Genomic DNA, 17,231 nt, shown 5'->3' on the forward strand with positions numbered 1-17,231 from the left:
GTGTTCGTCGATGACTGGAATGCAGTTGCCCCGTTGTAGCGAACGATGCATTCCCGCCGTCCGCGATACCATTGCGAGGCAGACGATGGAACTCGGGCAGATGCGTTACTACCGCCGCACCGGCTTGCTAATGAAGCATGAGCCGCCATGGAGACAGCAATGATAGTCAGCAATCAGCAGGAAGTGACCGAAGCCGTGCTTGCCGAACTGAGCCGCGCGCCGGATGCGCGCTTTTGCGAGATCATGTCGGCGGCGGTGCGTCATCTGCATGGCTTCGCGCGCGAGGCGCGGCTGTCCGAGCCGGAGTTTCATCAGGCATGCGCGGTCATCGCGAAGCTCGGGCAGTTGACCACCGAATCGCATAACGAAGTCGTGTTGATCGCCGGATCGCTTGGGCTGTCCGCGCTCGTGTGCCTGCTCAACAACGGCGATCGCGGTCAGACCGATACGACCGCGAACCTCATGGGCCCGTTCTGGCGCATGGACTCGCCGCGCACTGAAAGCGGCGGCAGCATCGTGCGCTCGCCGACGCCGGGCGCGCCTATCTTCGTCAACGCATGGGTGCGCGATTCGAGCGGGCGTGCGGTGGAAGGCGCCGAGGTGGACGTGTGGCATACATCGGCGGATGGTTACTACGAGAATCAGGACCCCGCGCAGGCGGATATGAATCTACGCGGCAAGTTCACTACCGATGCCAACGGCCACATCGCGTTTCGCAGCGTGAAGCCGGCGGGCTATCCCATTCCGCTGTCGGGCCCGGTCGGCGCGCTGCTACGCGCGCAAGGCCGGCACAACATGCGGCCTGCGCATATCCATTTCATGATCTACAAGCCGGGCTTCAAGACACAGTTTTCGCAGGTCTATTCGAGCGATGATCCCAATCTTGAGACCGATGTGCAGTTCGGCGTGACGCGCGCGCTCGTCGGGCAATATGTGCTGCACGACGGCGAGACCGCACCCGGCGCGGACGTTCAAGGGCCGTGGTATTCGCTCGATCATCACTTCGTTATCGAACCCGGCGAAGCCAGGCTACCGAAGCCGCCTATCACTGGCAAGACAACCGGTCCGCGACCTGAGCAAGCCGTGCTCGAACGCACCGGACATTGAGGAACCGACATGCCTATCGTACATATCTCCCTCGTCGAAGGACGCGATGAAGCCGCCGTCAAGGCCTGCGTGAAGGCAGTCGCGCGCACGGTCCATGAAACGCTGGGCGCACCGCTCGACACCATCCGCGTGTATGCCACCGCGGTGCCCGCCGCGCATTGGGCCGTCGGCGAACGCACGAAGGACGAGATGCCCGCAAGCCCGAACAAGGCAGAGGAGTCACGATGACGCCGCGACTGTTCATAGGAAGATGGATGACGCCATGTCGGGGCGACTAAGATCGCCGGCACCACATCGAACGAGACCGCGTGATGCGCATCGACGATAACGGGACCTTCTGGGGGCTTGGCTATGAAGGCCCGCTCAGTGGCGGTCGTGGCCTCGATGGCAAGCCTGTCGACGACATGCGCTAGCGCGCGCGTTCATGCGGCACGCGTGAACGATGATCTGAAACGATAAGGCCCACGGCTTTGCGCGATGCGGCAAACCGTGGGCTTTTGTTCAGAGACGCTCAGACATCGGCATGTGTGCTCGTGAAGTTCACATAGCTGTTGTACGTCGGCGTGATCGGCGCACCGTTGATCATGATGCCAAACGTGTGATTGCCGCTGTCGAGCACGTAGTACATGGCCGAGTGAATGTTGTGCGTCTTGCGTGCGTCGTAGAAAGATTGCAGGCGAGACTGCACGAAGGTCGCGCGATAAGCATCCGTCTGCTCGGGGTTCGCGTTCCACTCGGTGATCATGAAAGGTACGCCGTAGCGCGCCTTGCAGTACTGCGGCAGATCGAAATGCGGGCCCGCGCCGTCAGAGCCGATGTCGAACAGGTCACCATACACTTCGTAGTTGTGCCACGTCGTGATGTCCCAGCGGACCTTCGGATAGCCACTCGTGCCATCCGGCTGGAAGCCGTCCCACAATGCATCCGATGCGCCGATGTCCGCCACGCAAAAGTTGATGCCGCACTTCGCGTCCGGCTGTACTGCTTTCACGCCGGCGATGAGACCGCGCATGACGCCGCGCATGACGGGCCAGTTTGCGTTGTTGAAGTCGGCTACGTCCGTTCCCGCGCGGTTCGAATACAGCACGGTTTGCGAGCGGCGCGTCAACTCATTGCCGCATTCGTACATGGTCACGCCATAAGGCTTGAGCGCGCTCGCAACCGTCAGGCCGGTGTTGTAGGCGTCGGCGTAAGCGGCGGCTTCGCTGCCATACAGCGCGCCTGAAGCATCGGTCAAACCTTGCTGAATCAGGCAAAGCATGCTGATGCCCGTTCCGTTGAAGGCCGATGCCAGCTTGGCGACGGCGCTGATCTGCTTCGACGTCGAATTGCAGCCCACCCGATACATGTTGCAGCCCATGCCCTTCAGGATCGCGATGAGTTGCGGAGGTGTGTAGGTGTAGTCGTAATGGCCGTTCATCCCGAAGAACATGCCCGGCGTCGCTGCCATCGCAATGCGCGGGTCACGGCAGATGAGCCATTTGTTCGACCACACGTAGAACTGGCCGCTCGTGTTTTTCTGGTAAATCTTGCCGCCCGACCAGAGGAGCATCGCGACATTGGCGATTGAAACAGCCGTCTTGTTCTTGTACACGATGGCGCCGGTCACCGTCCAAACCGCACCCGTCTTGTCCACGATCGACGTACCGCTCGGGATGGTCGTGCCATCGGCGGAAGGCGTGATTACCGCGGCCTTTGCTGTGGAATCCAGTTGCGTGGAATCGTCGGAAGCCTTGGTTGCCGCTTGCGGTAGATCGCTACCGCCGCCGCCACATGCGGAAAGCATATAGGTCCCGGACAACGCGCTCATGCTAGCCAGAAATTTACGTCGATTAATCATCATTTCGCAGTTCCGCTGGTCTGGCGGAACACTCCTTAAGGTCAGAGATCGATATCAATGTCCTATTAAGTAAGGACGACTAACGAATGAGCCAAGGATGCAGCAGTGTTTGCCTTGCCTACCTGGGATGCTTCAAAGTTGGCCGTTGTAGCAGGGAAAGAGCGAACTTCGTGCAGTAACCACCGGCCTGCCGTGTTGCCCTAACTTCGTTCGACACGCGATGCAAAGCCGCCGCGTCTGTGTCTCACAACCACCTTCTTCAAAGTTCATACGATAGGTTGGATTTTACGCAATGTTACAAAAAGCGTGTGAGAATTCGAACGTTTTCGGGCAAAAAGTAACGAACGCATGGCGTTGCCGTATGGAAGAGGAAAATAGTGCGACTCTGCTGCAGTGCTTTATAGGAGTATTTGCCCATTTTTCGTTGTTTTGCGCGAGAGTGAACAAATTACCTCTACACATGTACGAACGTACTATTCCCAGTTTTTGCGTTAAACCAGCGTATTTTTGGTGAGCGCAGCGCGACGAGAAAACTCTCCGACGCGCCGCGCCCCGACCATCATCCTGCGACCTGGAAGAACGACACCGCATCCACGAGCTTGCGCCCCTGCTGATCGAGCGATTGCGAAGCCGCCGCCGATTCTTCCACGAGCGCCGCGTTCTGTTGTGTCACCTGGTCCATCTGCGCAATCGCCTGGCTCAATTGTTCGATGCCCCGGCTTTGTTCGCTCGATGCCGCCGCGATCTCGCCCATGATGCTGCTCACGCGCGAGACGGCCTGCAGCACTTCGGCCATCGTCGTCCCGGCTTCGCCCGCGAGCGAAGAACCCTCCGCGATACGCACGCCCGACGCGCCAATCAACTCCTTGATCTCCTTCGCGGCGGACGACGAACGTTGCGCCAGGTTGCGCACTTCCGAAGCGACCACGGCAAAGCCGCGTCCTTCCTCGCCCGCGCGCGCCGCTTCAACCGCCGCATTCAACGCGAGGATGTTGGTCTGAAACGCGATGCCTTCGATGATCCCGGTGATATCCGCGATCTTCTCCGAGCGCGTGCTGATCTCCGTCATGGTCGCGACCATGCGCCCCACGGCGGCATTGCCCTGCTGCGCCACCGCCGATGCATCCGCCGACAACGCATTTGCCTGTTGCGCGTGCTCGGCGTTCTGCCGCACGGTCGAGGTCAACTCTTCGACGCTCGCCGCCGTCTCTTCCAGCGATGCCGCTTGTTGTTCGGTACGCGTCGACAGATCGACGTTGCCCGTGGCGATCTGGCTCGATCCCGTGGCGATGCCATCGGCGCAAGAGCGGACATTGCCGATCAGACTGACGAGATTGCCTTGCATCGTGCGCATGGAGGCGAGCACGCTGTGTTGCGGGGCGTTATCCGCGTGCGCGACCGGGCTCAGATCGCCGGAAGCGACGCGCTGCGCGACTTGGCTCAGTGCATCGGGTTCCGCGCCCAAGGCTCGCAAGATGCTGCGCGTGATGATGAACCCCGCGCCCACGGCCAACGAGGCCGCCGCGATGCACGCGGCGATCAGCAGCATGCGCGAGAACGCGTAATCCTCCGCCGACTCTTGCACGAGCTTCGCTTCGCGCTGGCTCGTCAGGTCCAGGTAATCTTGCGTGGCCTTGATGAGCGCGGCGAGCAGCGGACGGCACTCGTCGTTCATCTTCGTAATCGCTTCCTGATGCTGGCCCTTCAGCGCCAGATCGACGATGGCGAGCGCCACCAGTCCGTAAAGCGATTCCACGCGATCGATCTCCGCAACGCGCGTCTTTACTTCGGCTGAGACATCCGGCGCGCTCGCGACCATTTCCTTGAAGCGGCGCAAATCGCGTTGCACGTCTTCATGCGCCTGAAGGACGGCTGCTTTCTCGAGTTCGAGATCGGCGGGCTTCGTCACGAGCACGAGATTGCGTGCGGCGATCGCGCGCCGGTCCACTGCGGTGCGAATGCTTTCGGCCAGATGCGCGCGCGCGTTGATGCCGTTGACGAAGGACGTAAAGCGCTGGTTCGCTTCGCCGAGCGTCTCGATTGAGAGCGCGGCGACGATCAGCACTGCCGCCGTGAGCAGGCCGAAGCCAATGGAAAGCTTCGTTTTCATGCGCATGGGTTGCAGGTTCATCTCGTTCTTTTCCTTTTTGATGGCAGTGCTGTCGTTGACGCTCGCCGTCCTTTACGCGGCGAGCGCGGGTTCTTTCTTGCATCGCTTACGGCAGCGCCGGGAAAATATGAAGATGAACGAAAGTATGACGATGTTAGCAAACGTTTTACATCGCCCTGTCCAGGATATGTCGCAGGGTGGGTAAGGCTTTCTTCGACGAATGGGATGAATAGAGCCCGGATTTGTCCATGCCTTGGTTAAGATATGGGCTCCTGTCGATGACAGGTCTCCATTCGTCACCGCGATGCTGTTCTCTACCCGGGAGCGACAACGAAAGCCTGCGAAAATAGCGCTCAATGCTCGCTTACTCATATAACCCTTTGCTTGTCGTCTGCTCGCTTCTCGTGGCAATCCTGGCCGCGTACACGGCTTTCGACATGGCAGGGCGTATCGCGCAAGCCAGGGGGCCCGCGGCGCGCTGGTGGCTCATCGGCGGTTCCTGTGCAATGGGACTCGGAATCTGGGCAATGCACTTCGTCGGCATGCTGGCGTTCAGCTTGCCCATCAAGCTGGGCTACGACCCGCTGATCACATTTGCATCGCTTCTGATTGCCGTCGCGGCATCGATGTTCGCGCTCTGGCTCGTCTGTCAGAAGACGCTGCCCGCGTTCAGGATCGTGATCGGGGCGCTATTGATGGGACCGGCTATCGCCGGCATGCACTACACGGGCATGGCCGCCATGCGCATGCGGCCGCCGATCGAATACGACCCATGGCTCACCATTGTGTCGGTGGCCATTGCCATCGTCGCCTCGGGCGCTGCGCTCTGGATTGCCTTTCGCTTGCGTCAGCAGGCGTCGCGGCTCTTGTTTTTTCGCGGCAGCGCGTCGCTCCTCATGGGCTTTGCCATCGTCGGCATGCACTACACCGGAATGGCGGCCGCGCGCTTTCCCACGGGCGCGATATGCGGTGCCGCTAAGGAAGGCGCGGATACCGGATGGCTGGCCGTCGTGGTGATCGTCGTGACACTCTCGGTGCTGGCCATCGCGCTGATCATCTCCGTTCTGGACTTGCGGCTCGAATCGCGCACCGCCGTGCTCGCGGCGTCGCTCGCGGAGGCGAACAAGGAACTCGCTTATCTGGCGCTTCACGACAGCCTTACTGAGTTGCCGAACCGCGTCTTGCTCGAAGACAGACTCGAACAATTGGTGCATGGCGCGCGCGATGCAAGGCGTCGCTTCACGTTGATGTTCATGGACCTCGATGGCTTCAAGGCGGTCAACGACGCGTTCGGACATCATGTCGGCGACCTGTTGCTGATCGAAGTGTCGAAGCGCATCCGCGCCAACGTCAGGTCACACGACACCATTGCGCGGGTCGGCGGCGACGAGTTCGTGCTGCTTTCGAACGTCGACGACGCAACCGTGGCCGCGCAAATCGCCGCGAGCTTGACCGAGACCATTGAGAAGCCATTTCGCATGGAAGGCGAGGAAGTGCAGATTTCCGTGAGCGTGGGCATTGCGATCTTTCCCGACGACGGTGCGACTCAAGAAGAGCTTCTGAGCAATGCCGATACCGCCATGTATCACGCGAAAGCCCTTGGCCGTAGCGGTTTTTGTTTCTTCGAACCGTCGATGCATGCGGACTCTTACGAGCAGATGCAACTCGCGCACGAGCTTCGCGTGGCGTTGACGCGCGGTGAGCTCGCCTTGCACTATCAACCCAAATTCAAGGCGCCAAATGGTCCGGCGGTGGGCGCGGAAGCGCTATTGCGCTGGAACCATCCCGTGCACGGACTGATGGCGCCCAACCGCTTCATTCCGATGGCGGAGAAGACAGGGTTGATCGTGCCTATCGGCGAATGGGTGCTGAGCGAAGGATGCCGGCAATTAAAGGCGTGGCACGATCGCGGTCACACAGAGTGGACCATCGCGATCAATCTTTCGCCATTGCAGTTCGTTCACTCGGGTCTCGTACGAGCGGTTCGCGGCGCGCTGCGGCGCAATGGCCTGCCAGCGGAATCGCTGATTCTGGAGATCACTGAATCGACGGCCATGCGCGATGTCGAAGTGAGCCTCAAGGTATTGCAACGGCTGCGGGAAGAAGGCGTGCAGATCTCTATCGATGATTTCGGCACCGGCTACTCCAGCCTGCTTTATCTCAAGCGCTTGCCCGCCAACGAACTCAAGATCGATCGCGGCTTCGTGCGTGAACTAGCTCACGGTACGGAAGACGCGGCCATTGTTTCGGCCATCGTGGCGCTCGGACAAACGCTCAATCTCAGGATCGTGGCGGAAGGCGTCGAAACTACTGCACAGCAGGCGTTTCTCACGCAACTGGGATGCGACATTCTCCAAGGGTTTTTGCTCGGCAAGCCAATGACGGCCAATGCGTTTATCGCTTCCGTCGCCGATGTCGCATCGACAGGACGCCATTGAAACTTCGCCAGTAACTTTTTCCGCCCATCACGTTAGCTAGCCAACAGAACGCCGACGAGGGTCGATCCGTTACACGTTGCACGGTGCTACTCTCCCGTCATAGTTACCGTAGCGCTGGACCATACGGTCATTCCAAAAGACAAATCCGAGTCGGGGACCGCACATGTTGCGAACGGTGGTCGATCGTGTCAGGCGCTTTCGGCGCAGTGAAGGCTTCAAGCATTCTCTCGCCGCTCCAGTGCGTTTGTCGCTGCATGCGCGACAGCGGCTGAATCGCAATGTGTTCGCTATCGAGATCAGGGAAAACTCCGGCTTTTTTTCCGTGATGCAGATGGTGCTCTTCATCCTCAAGCATTGCGAAGAGAAACGGCTGACACCGCAAATCTCGGCACGCGGCGGTCTCTATGGCGACCCGGAAGGCAAAATAGACTGGTTCTCGGCGCTCTTTGAAAGCGTGCGGGCATCCGGCGATGTGAAGTTGCCGCGCAGAGTGAGAACCTCTACCGTGCGCGATCTCGTGCAACTCGGCTTGCGGCAACGCCATGAAGCGGGTCTGCGGTTGCAAAGTTCGAGCGACTTGTTTCGCTCGCATTACCGGCCGGTTGCAGCCATTCGCGATGAAGTCGATGCAACCTGCGCCAAACTCGATATCGGCCAATCGACACTCGGTGTTCACTACCGGGGCACGGATAAGAAGTTCGAAGCGATGACCTTGCCCTGGGCTGACTTCTGCCGGCTGGTCGAGCAGACCCTCGCGCTCAATCCGCATCTGACCAACATCTTCGTTTCGAGCGATGAGCAGGCGTTCATCGACTTCTTCCGCGCGTGGCCGTTCAATCGCCCGGTCAGTGTCGCACCGGCCAAGCTGCTGTCCACAGGCGACATGCCGGTGCACTTCAGCGGTTATCCGGGTTTGGAGATCGGGCGCGAAGCGTTGGTATCGAGCCTGCTGCTTTCGAAGTGCGGATACCTCGTAAAGATGCCTTCTTACTTGTCGGCATGGTCGAAGATATTGAATCCCGATTTGCCGACTACCTTGGCCGTACCGCCAAAGCCTGACGCGTTCTGGTTTCCCGACAGCCAGATCTGGATCGAACAGGAACAGGTGATGGACGGCAAGGCGGCGTGAGTCGCGCGCTTGTATTAACGCATGAAGCCTGCTGTCGTGACTCTGACTCAACGGGTGTTGATTTCTTTGCGTTGGAATGCCAACGCGTCATTCGCTACGCTTGAATCGATGCCGGGCGCATGACCCGGCAGCCGACCAGCGGCGAATCGACATCCATGAGACATGACCTTTCCATCGTGCTGTTGCACGCCACGCCCGTTGCCATCGCGCCGATACACGACGCGTTCCTGCGCGACTGGCCAGAAGCCAGGCTCACCAATCTTCTCGACGACGGTCTGACCTCGGCCAGAGGCGACAGCAAAGAGCTGCCCGAATCATTGCAGACACGCTTCGTGAATCTTGCGCGATACGGGTACGAAAGCGGCGCGGATGCGGTCCTCGCGACGTGTTCGGCCTTCGGTCCCGCCATCGATGCCGCGGACGCGGCGCTTCCCATACCTGTTTGCAAGCCGAACACCGCCATGTTCGCCGATGCGCTTGCAGAAGGCAGAAACATCGCGATGATCGCAACGTTCGCGCCGGCCTTGCCGACCATGGTGGCGGAGTTCTTCGAGGAAGCATCGAACATGAACCCGCACGCTACGCTGGCCACCTTCGTGGTCGACGATGCAATCGACAAGCTGCGTGCGGGCGACCGCGACACACACAACCGTCTCGTTGCAGAAAAGGCCGCGAGCCTGCATGGCTACGACGCGATCATGCTGGCCCATTTCTCAACCGCTCAGGCACTCGATGCCGTGACTTCAGTCGCGAGTTGTCCGGTATTTTCCGCACCGCGCAGCGCGGTTGCCGATCTGAAGAAGCGCCTGCATTTGTCGCGCTGAAGTCTTTTACCGTCATGGATTCAACGATGCCTACTCCATCGCTCGCGCCAGCCGTTTCGATGATGAGCACGCTCGCGGTCAAGAGCGCGCTCGTCGATGTCGTCATTCCAGCGTTCGAACGAAGTAGCGGCATCCGCGTGCAAGCTATGTTCGATCCAACCAACGTGCTGCAAGAGCGCGTGTCTGCCGGTGAAAGAGCGGACATGCTGATTGCGACTCGCGCCTATGTGAAGCGTCTCGCCGATGAAAACGTACTGGATGTACCGACGATGCGCGGGTTGGTCAGAACCGGCGTGGGTGTAGCGGCATCTATGCGGGACGTGCCTCGGTCGATAAGAAGCGTTGAAGACTTGCGCGAGGTTCTGTTGAACGCGCGATCGGTCGCATATTCGAAGACCGGCGCAAGCGGCGTTTATTTCGCCACCTTGATCGAAGAGATGGGCATCGCGGAGCAGGTCAATCAGCGCGCGACCATCATCGAGAAGGGCTTTACGGGCGAATGCATCGTGCGTGGCGAGGCGGACGTCGCCATTCAACAGATGAGCGAACTGGCCATGGTGGCGGGCATCGAGATCATCGGCCCGCTTCCGGAAGAGATTCAGTTCCATACCGACTTTTATGTCGGGATGTTTTCTGGTCGCGCACAATCGGAAGGTGCATGTGCCTTGCTGCAATCCCTTTTCTCCGATACAGCGCGCCACGCGTATGAGCGGCTTGGCCTAACGGTTCTTTGAGGAGACGATATTCATGCAGCGCGCAGACGACAAGCAAACGCCCAGTCACCTCATCACGCCCGTTACGGTGTTCGGCAATCTCGCATTCGTGAGCGGCCAGCTTCCGCGCGAACACGGAGCGATCAAATACAGCGGCAAGGTCGGCGCGGACTTATCGGCGGAAGACGCACAAGAAGCGGCAGCGTTATGTGCAAAAGCATGCCTCGATGCACTCGCGCACGCGCTTTGCGGGCATGAGCGCATTGCGCAGATCGTGAAGATCACGGGATTCGTCGCATCGGCGGCGGATTTCACCGGACAGGGCGCGGTGATCGATGGCGCGTCCCGCCTATTGATCGAAACGCTCGGAGAACGCGGCAAGCATGCACGAAGCGCGATCGGCGTGCAGCAGCTTCCGCATGGCGCGGCAGTGGAAGTCGAAATGATCGTGGGGTTGAAATGACTGCACGGTCTTCGCGCGTACGCTTCGCGGCTAATCTCAAATGGCTCTTTACCGAGTTGCCATTTCTTGAGCGATTCGAAGCCGCTGCGTTGCATGGCTTCGCGGCAGTCGAATACGCATCGCCATATGGCTACGATGCCACCGAGCTTCGCAACGTGTTGAGCCAGTGGAACTTGAAACAAGTGTTGATCAACACGCCGGCGGGCGAAGCAGGAGCCGTAGGCTCCAACGGCTTTGGCTGTATTCCAGGCTATGTCGATGTTTTTCGCGAAGGTGTCGATCTCGCGTTGAACTACGCTAACGCGCTGGAGTGCAGCCTGATTCACTTGATGGCGGGACGAGTGCCGGACGGCTGCTCGCCAGCCGAGGCCGAAGCCGTCTTTCGTTCGAATCTCGCGTGGGCCGCAAAGCGCGCGGAAGGGCAGAACGTAACCTTTGTGCTCGAAGGTCTGAACCAGCAAGACGTGCCGGGTTACATCCTCAAGAGTCTCGCTCAGGCGAGCGCGTACGTCCGCGACATCCCGCAAGGCAACGTCAAACTGCTCTTCGATTTTTATCACGCGGCAATGAGCGGCATGGACGTACTGGATGCGTTCGCCATGCATCGTCGTGACGTGGCGCACATTCAGGTCGCCGACGTACCAGGACGAAACGAACCGGGCACGGGCGACATGTCATGGACCACGATTGCACGAGCGATAGCCGATAGCGGCTATTCAGGCTGGATAGGATGCGAGTACCGTCCGCGTGGAACGACTGCCGCTGGACTCGATTGGCGTCAAGCCTTTACGCAAGCCGCAGGCTTGAGCAAGCACTCAGAACATCGTTTTTAGATTGGCCAACTCGAATTCAGCTCGAAGCCATTTTTCAAACACGGCCGCTTCGGCCGAATTGCGCAGACTCGACGAGCGCAGCAGATAGTAAGAGATGTTTTCGACGTGGAACTTCGGGTCGGAGAATGGCTCGATCAACCGGCCATCGCGTAACTCTTCTTCCGCGAGGATCTCGCTTTCCAGCACCACGCCCAAGCCCTTTACCGCAGCTTCGATTGCCATGGCGGAGCGGTCGAGCCACAAGTCGTGCGCGGGCTTGACGACGAGGTTGCCTATGCGCCGAAAATAATCGACCCAGTTCAGCGGATTATTGGAGTGGATGAGCGTAGCCTTAGCCAGATCCTTCGGGCTTTTCAGGCCGAGTTCCTCCGCGAGTTGCGGACTGCAAAGCGGCCTGAGCCGTTCGATGAGCAATGGCTCGGCAAGCTTCAATCCCGGCGTTTGAGGCCCATGCGCGATTGCTATGTCGTAGCGGTTGGCATCGAGTTCATGTGTGTGGAGCGTCGCAAGTCGAACGCGAAACAGCGGGTTCGCTTTCAGGAAGTTTTGCAAACGCGGTTGCAGCCACTTTACCGAGAAGCTATTGGGCACGGCAATCGACAGATGACCGCCCCACGATTGCGGCGCGATAAGACTCGTCGCAGTGGCGATCATGCCGAATGCTTTTTCCAGTTCGCGCGCATAGGTTCGGCCCGCGACGGTCAGCACCGCGCGCCCGGCATGTCGCTGAAAGAGCGGAACGCCGAGAAAGTCTTCGAGTTGCTGAATGTGATGACTCACCGCCGACGTGGTGATGCCGATCTCCTCCGCGCCTTGCGTGAAGCTGCCGTGCCGAGCGGCCGCTTCGAACGCGATCAGCGACTTGAGCGGCGGAAAGCGCACACGGCGCGTGTCCGGAACGGCTTCGGCTTCATCGCTTTCCTTCTTTCTCGAACCGGCCGTCATCTATGCCCCCGTGCCCCAATGACGGCAAGGATAAAGCATTGCAGGGCGGAAGACATTCGCAGCATCGACATCGATCAACCGAGACATGTCTCGAAGAAGCGTTTGAGTTCCGCTGCCAGCGCTTGCGGCTGCTCTTCGGGAATGTAATGCCCGCAGTCTTGGATCACACCGCCGCTCAGGTCTTCGCAGAGCGGCTTCATCAGTTCATGGATGGTGGGCGCGCTGCCCACATCGCCTCCAAGCGCGAGCACGGGCTTTTTGATCTTGCTGGCAAAGAGCTTCTGGTTCTGCTTCATGTCCTCTTCGACGGCCCGATAATAGCCGAGCATGCCGCGCAGGCCGCCGAGCGACGCATACGCCTTGACGTATTCGTCGATGTCGGCAGGCTCGAACGTGGCCATTGCGTTGGCGGTCTTCTTGTTGAAGAACCATTCGATCAGCACGCGCTCCTTGCCTGCAATGAGCGCTTCAGGCAGGTCGTCCACCGCGTTGAACAGGAAGTGCCAGCTCTTCCAGTTCGAAGGCGCGGTGACCGATACTTCGGGCCTGAGCGTGATGCCGGGGATGTTGCCATCGATGAACACGATGCCGTCGAGCTCGGCCTCATAGCGATGCGCGTACGGATAAGCAATCCATGATCCGATGTCATGGCCCACGTAGAAGTGACGCTCGACATCCAGCGACCGCAAGAGACCATTGATGCGCGCGGCGGCGGTCTCGGTGTCGTAGCCGGTGGTGGGCTTGTCCGAGTAACCTTGACCGGGCAAATCGATGGCGATGGTACGGTAGGAATCGGCCAGAAGCGGTTGCACGCGACGCCACGCATAAGCGGTCTGCGGGAAGCCCGCCACGAGCACGACCGTCGGGCCGACGCCACCATCCACCATATGAAAGCGGATGTCTCCGCTTCGCACGAAGCGCCTGGTGAAGGACTTGCCGCCAAGGTCTATCACGCCTGACATGTCGGTTCTCTTTCTGAGTGAAGGTGCGTGTTGTGCATTGTATCGGGCCAAAAAGCCGGCTTCACGATGCACCCACGGAGCGCGCGAGCTGACGCGCCTGCCGGGGATAGTTGTCGTCGACGAACTGCGCGCTGATCAGCCCGGCTTCGAGGTCGGCTGCGATGTCATCGAGCGATCTGCGATCCGGGTTGCCGTATCCGCCGCCGCCCGCGTCGCGAATCTCCACGATACCGCCGTCTGGAATGAGCACGCGCGCCTTTGGATCGGTCTCGACATCGTCCACGAAGATGAGCCGATGCGCGCCGGCGCCCGCGCCTGCAAATCCTTTCGCGGCTATCTTGGTCCGCGACGCCATGAACGATGCCTCGATGGGATGACCCGTGTCGTTCCTGATCGCGAAGATCTGACCGTTGCCGCCTTGAAACTCGCCGGGCCCGCCCGAGTCTCTGAGTATCTCTTTCTTGAGGAAGGTGCAGCAAATCTGCTGCTCCCAGAATTCAACCGAGCCGCCGATGATGTTGGCCGGTGCGGGCAAGGCAGGGCGGCCATCGTAACCTGCTAGCGCGCCGTATCCGCCCGCCGAAAAATAGATCGACGAATAGTGCTTTCCCGCGCGCGTCTGGCCGCGAAGATTCATCTGGAACACCATCCCCGAGTCGGCTTGAACGTCGTCGGGGAAGGCCTCGGCCAGCGCATTGAAAATGAGCGGTCCGACGAAATGGCCGAAGACATGCCGCGCACCAGTCGGGTTCGGCCTGAGCGCATTGAGAATGCAGTTGTCGGGCGCCGCTATGGTGACGAAATCGAGTATGGCCTGATTGTTGGGAATGCTGGGCGCGACGAGCACTTTCGTGCAGAAGTAGCAGAACGCGCGTGTATAGCAGATCGGCACGTTGACGCCGCGATTCACCACCGGGTCCGTTCCGGCGAAGTCGTACGCGAAGCCGGAGTCGCTCAACGTGACGGTGACGGAGAGCGAGATGTCGGGGAAGTCCTTTCCGCCTTCGACGGGTATGGTCGCCGCATAACTTCCCTTGGGCATGCGTTCGAGCTTCGCGTTGATCGACTTGCGCGTGAGCGCGAAGATCGCATCGGCGGCGTCGATGGTGGTGGACAGCTTGTGCTCCACGAGAATCTTGACGAGCCCTTGCGCGCCGACGTTGCATGCCGCGACATTGCAATAGATGTCGCCCAACACGTAATCGACCGTGCGAACATTGTTTCTGATGAAGTCGAACACGAAGCGATTCTCCACGCCCGCTTCGAAGAGTTTCACGGGCGGAAGCGAGAAGCCTTCCTCGTAGACGTCCTTCGCGACCGAACCCATTCCCACGCCGCCGACATCGGCAAGATGCGAAACGGTCAGGCAGTATCCGGCAATGCGTCCTTCGAAGAACACCGGTTTCACGACGTTGATATCGAACGTATGTCCCGTGCCGATCCAGGGATCGTTGGTCACGATGATATCGCCGTCGCGCAGAGCGGCCGCGTCGAACACGTCGAGGATATGAGCAAGCGTGCTGGGGCCGGTTCCCGTGAACGACGGCACACTCGTCGCGCCTTGCGCAATCAGCTTGCCTCGTGCGTCGAAGATCATGCACGAGAAGTCGCCGCTCGCGCGCACCATTGTCGAGAAAGCGGTGCGTTCCATGGCCGAAACCATTTCGTCCGCAACCGAGACGAAACGGGACCAGATGATGCCGGCATCGACCGGGTCCATCTTGACTGTAGCATTCACGACTTAAGCTCCGCGATGAGATCCAGCGTCGATGCAATCCGTGCTTCGGCAAACGCTGGAACGTAGATGGTGGTGTCGTTCTCTTCGATCAGCGCGGGGCCGGAGCGTTTCCAGCCAACCGGCAAGGCGTATCGGTTGAAGACGGGGACTTCGGTCCAGACTTCCGTTGCGCCGTCGCTGATGTAGCAGGACCTGGGTTCCTTCTCCATCCTTGCTGAAGGCGTGAGCGCGTCGTAGCTGAAGTCGCGCACGGACTTGAGATGCTCGGGCAAGGAGACTTCGACCACCCACGTGCTGATCTCGATACCGTAGTCCGGAAAGTTCAGGCCGAAGATGTCCTTGTAGGCATCGAGGAATCTGGCGCGAATGTTTGCCGCATTCAGATAACGCCCTTCATCGGATATCTCGACAGTCACTTCCGAGTCTTGTCCTTCGTAGCGCATGCCGAGTTTCACGATGGTCCGCGCGCCGCCATCGACGAGCTGGCTTGCGTATGGTTCGGCCTGCACGAGTCGAGCGACTTCTTGCGCGATGACGTCATCGGTGACATCGGCGAGACTCATCTTTCTCGTTTGCTGCAGGATGATCCCTTCGCTGCTCGCGAACTGGCCCATGGCGGAAGCCACGCCCGCGGCGAACGGAAAGATGACGCGCCGGATGGACAGAAGCTGCGCAATAGGCAACGCATGCACGGGCGACGAACCGCCGGTGCAGACCAGCGTGGCGCGCCGGTAGTCGACACCGAGTTCCGCTGCATGCACGCGAAACGCGCGTGCCACGTTTTCGTTGATGGTGCGATGAATGCCGATAGCCGCGCGCTCCACCGAGATGTCCAGCGGTTCCGCGATGTTCTGCTGAATCGCACGCTTGGCTTCAACCCGGGTGGCGTCGATGCCGCTATTGCGAAAGTTCGCCTCACCGAGAAAGCCGAGGAAGAGATTTGCATCGGTGACGGTCGCCGCTTGTCCGCCGCGCGCATAGCATGCCGGGCCGGGAACGGCGCCCGCACTCTTCGGTCCGACGGAGATGGCGCCGCGTTCGTCGATCTCGGCGATGCTGCCGCCGCCCGCGCCAATCTCGATCAAGTCGAGCGCGGGAATGATGAGCGGAAAGCCGCTGCCGGCTTCGAATGCGCCTTCGCGCGCCACTTCGAGGCCCGCTTGCACATCGACCTTGCCGGCGATGAGGAACGCGCCCTTGGCGGTCGTGCCGCCCATGTCGTAGGCGAGCACGGTATCGTCCACGGCACCGCTGTCTTGCGGCGCTGGTGCATTACGCGCGGCGATCTCTCTCGCGGCGAGAACGCCTGCCGCGGGACCCGACTCGATCAAACGGACGGGCGCTCTGACGCAGTGACCGATGGGCAGCGGCAGCCCGGACGACGTCATCATCAAAAGGCGGCCATTGAAGCCCGCGTCGGCGGCTCTCGTCTCCAGGCGCTTCACGTACTGACTCAGCAACGGCTTGGTGAACGCATTCACGGCGCATGTCATCCAGCGCTCGTACTCGCCCGAACGCGGGGCCACGGCGCTGGATGTGGAAATGACGGCATTGGGGAAGGCTTCTGCAAGCCAGCTTTCCACCAACTGCTCGTTGGCGGGGTTTTGAAAGGCATGCAGAAAACAGATGGCGAAGTTCGTCACGCCCGTTTCCTCGACGAGACGGCGCACGTCCGCGATGAGTTCAGCTTGGTCGGGTTGCCGCACGAGATCACCGGTGTAGGCAATGCGTTCACGTACCGATACCTTCAACCGGTGTTTGGTCAGCGGTTTCGGAAAAGCCAGCCTCAGATTCGATACGTTGTAACGATGCTCACGGCCGGTTTCAAGCGTCGTGCCGAAGCCTTCGGTATGCAGCAAAATGAAGTCGTGCCCCTTGCGTTCGATGACGGCGTTGGTGATGACCGTCGTCGCATGCAGGAAGACATCGCAATCCGCGAGGTCCAGTTCCGCATCGCGGCGTAAGTGCTCGAAGCCGGAAAATATCGCTTCTTCCGAGCGTTCGGGCGTGCTCAGGACCTTCGCGGTCGTGACACTTTTCTTCTTGCTGTCCAGCAATACGAAGTCGGTGAACGTGCCACCGATATCGACTGAGATGGCAAACCTAGACGTCATCATATTTTCCATTTA

14 protein-coding genes are annotated in these 17,231 nt (G+C 59.9%); 8 read left to right on the top strand and 6 right to left on the bottom strand.

Annotated features, from left to right (window positions below; all coding sequences use genetic code 11):
• The first annotated feature begins 159 nt into the window (after positions 1-159).
• Both ACYQ47_RS10015 and ACYQ47_RS10020 read left to right on the top strand, forming a co-directional pair.
• Positions 160-1,107 carry a dioxygenase family protein gene (locus ACYQ47_RS10015; protein ID WP_459905287.1) on the top strand — a complete coding sequence of 316 codons (948 nt, stop codon included), beginning with the start codon at positions 160-162 and terminating at the stop codon, positions 1,105-1,107.
• Positions 1,108-1,116: 9 nt separating this feature from the next.
• Positions 1,117-1,335 (top strand): tautomerase family protein, encoded by a 219-nt coding sequence (locus ACYQ47_RS10020; RefSeq protein WP_244830680.1) that lies wholly within the window; start codon positions 1,117-1,119, stop codon positions 1,333-1,335.
• 283 nt (positions 1,336-1,618) lie between these two features.
• Here ACYQ47_RS10020 and ACYQ47_RS10025 read toward each other — a convergent pair whose 3' ends face one another.
• Together ACYQ47_RS10025 and ACYQ47_RS10030 are read right to left on the bottom strand one after the other, a co-directional pair.
• Complete coding sequence (locus ACYQ47_RS10025) at positions 1,619-2,947, bottom strand: hypothetical protein (protein WP_459905488.1); 1,329 nt, start codon at positions 2,945-2,947, stop codon at positions 1,619-1,621.
• A gap of 559 nt (positions 2,948-3,506) precedes the next feature.
• Positions 3,507-5,078, bottom strand: coding sequence for a methyl-accepting chemotaxis protein (locus tag ACYQ47_RS10030; RefSeq protein ID WP_459905288.1), 1,572 nt, complete (start codon positions 5,076-5,078; stop codon positions 3,507-3,509).
• A gap of 335 nt (positions 5,079-5,413) precedes the next feature.
• Between ACYQ47_RS10030 and ACYQ47_RS10035 the strand changes: the two genes are divergently transcribed.
• From ACYQ47_RS10035 to ACYQ47_RS10060, 6 genes are all read left to right on the top strand, one after another.
• Entirely contained in the window at positions 5,414-7,495 is a 2,082-nt protein-coding gene (locus tag ACYQ47_RS10035) for a putative bifunctional diguanylate cyclase/phosphodiesterase (protein WP_459905289.1), read from the top strand.
• A gap of 163 nt (positions 7,496-7,658) precedes the next feature.
• Positions 7,659-8,624: an O-fucosyltransferase family protein gene (locus ACYQ47_RS10040; protein WP_459905290.1), complete on the top strand. Its 966-nt coding sequence runs from the start codon at positions 7,659-7,661 to the stop codon at positions 8,622-8,624.
• 155 nt (positions 8,625-8,779) lie between these two features.
• Positions 8,780-9,448: an arylsulfatase gene (locus ACYQ47_RS10045; protein WP_459905291.1), complete on the top strand. Its 669-nt coding sequence runs from the start codon at positions 8,780-8,782 to the stop codon at positions 9,446-9,448.
• A gap of 26 nt (positions 9,449-9,474) precedes the next feature.
• The gene (locus ACYQ47_RS10050; protein WP_459905292.1) at positions 9,475-10,182 is read left to right on the top strand and encodes a substrate-binding domain-containing protein; all 708 of its coding nucleotides are present in this window, start codon (positions 9,475-9,477) and stop codon (positions 10,180-10,182) included.
• Positions 10,183-10,195: 13 nt separating this feature from the next.
• Positions 10,196-10,624, top strand: a complete 429-nt coding sequence (locus tag ACYQ47_RS10055; RefSeq protein WP_459905293.1) for a RidA family protein — start codon at positions 10,196-10,198, stop codon at positions 10,622-10,624.
• Complete coding sequence (locus tag ACYQ47_RS10060; RefSeq protein WP_459905294.1) at positions 10,621-11,457, top strand: hydroxypyruvate isomerase family protein; 837 nt, start codon at positions 10,621-10,623, stop codon at positions 11,455-11,457. Before ACYQ47_RS10055 ends, ACYQ47_RS10060 begins: the two co-directional genes overlap by 4 nt.
• On the opposite strand, the gene ACYQ47_RS10065 is transcribed toward ACYQ47_RS10060, so the two are convergent.
• From ACYQ47_RS10065 to ACYQ47_RS10080, 4 genes are all read right to left on the bottom strand, one after another.
• Positions 11,440-12,402, bottom strand: a complete 963-nt coding sequence (locus ACYQ47_RS10065; RefSeq protein ID WP_250527703.1) for a LysR substrate-binding domain-containing protein — start codon at positions 12,400-12,402, stop codon at positions 11,440-11,442. The two genes, ACYQ47_RS10060 and ACYQ47_RS10065, sit on opposite strands and share 18 nt — an antisense overlap.
• Positions 12,403-12,476: 74 nt before the next feature.
• Positions 12,477-13,364 carry an alpha/beta fold hydrolase gene (locus ACYQ47_RS10070; protein WP_459905295.1) on the bottom strand — a complete coding sequence of 296 codons (888 nt, stop codon included), beginning with the start codon at positions 13,362-13,364 and terminating at the stop codon, positions 12,477-12,479.
• Between the two features lie 61 nt (positions 13,365-13,425).
• Complete coding sequence (locus ACYQ47_RS10075; RefSeq protein WP_244830661.1) at positions 13,426-15,102, bottom strand: hydantoinase B/oxoprolinase family protein; 1,677 nt, start codon at positions 15,100-15,102, stop codon at positions 13,426-13,428.
• Positions 15,099-17,219: a hydantoinase/oxoprolinase family protein gene (locus ACYQ47_RS10080; protein ID WP_310392044.1), complete on the bottom strand. Its 2,121-nt coding sequence runs from the start codon at positions 17,217-17,219 to the stop codon at positions 15,099-15,101. Before ACYQ47_RS10080 ends, ACYQ47_RS10075 begins: the two co-directional genes overlap by 4 nt.
• Positions 17,220-17,231 lie beyond the last annotated feature (12 nt).

The organism is Caballeronia sp. HLA56 (assembly GCF_054655155.1).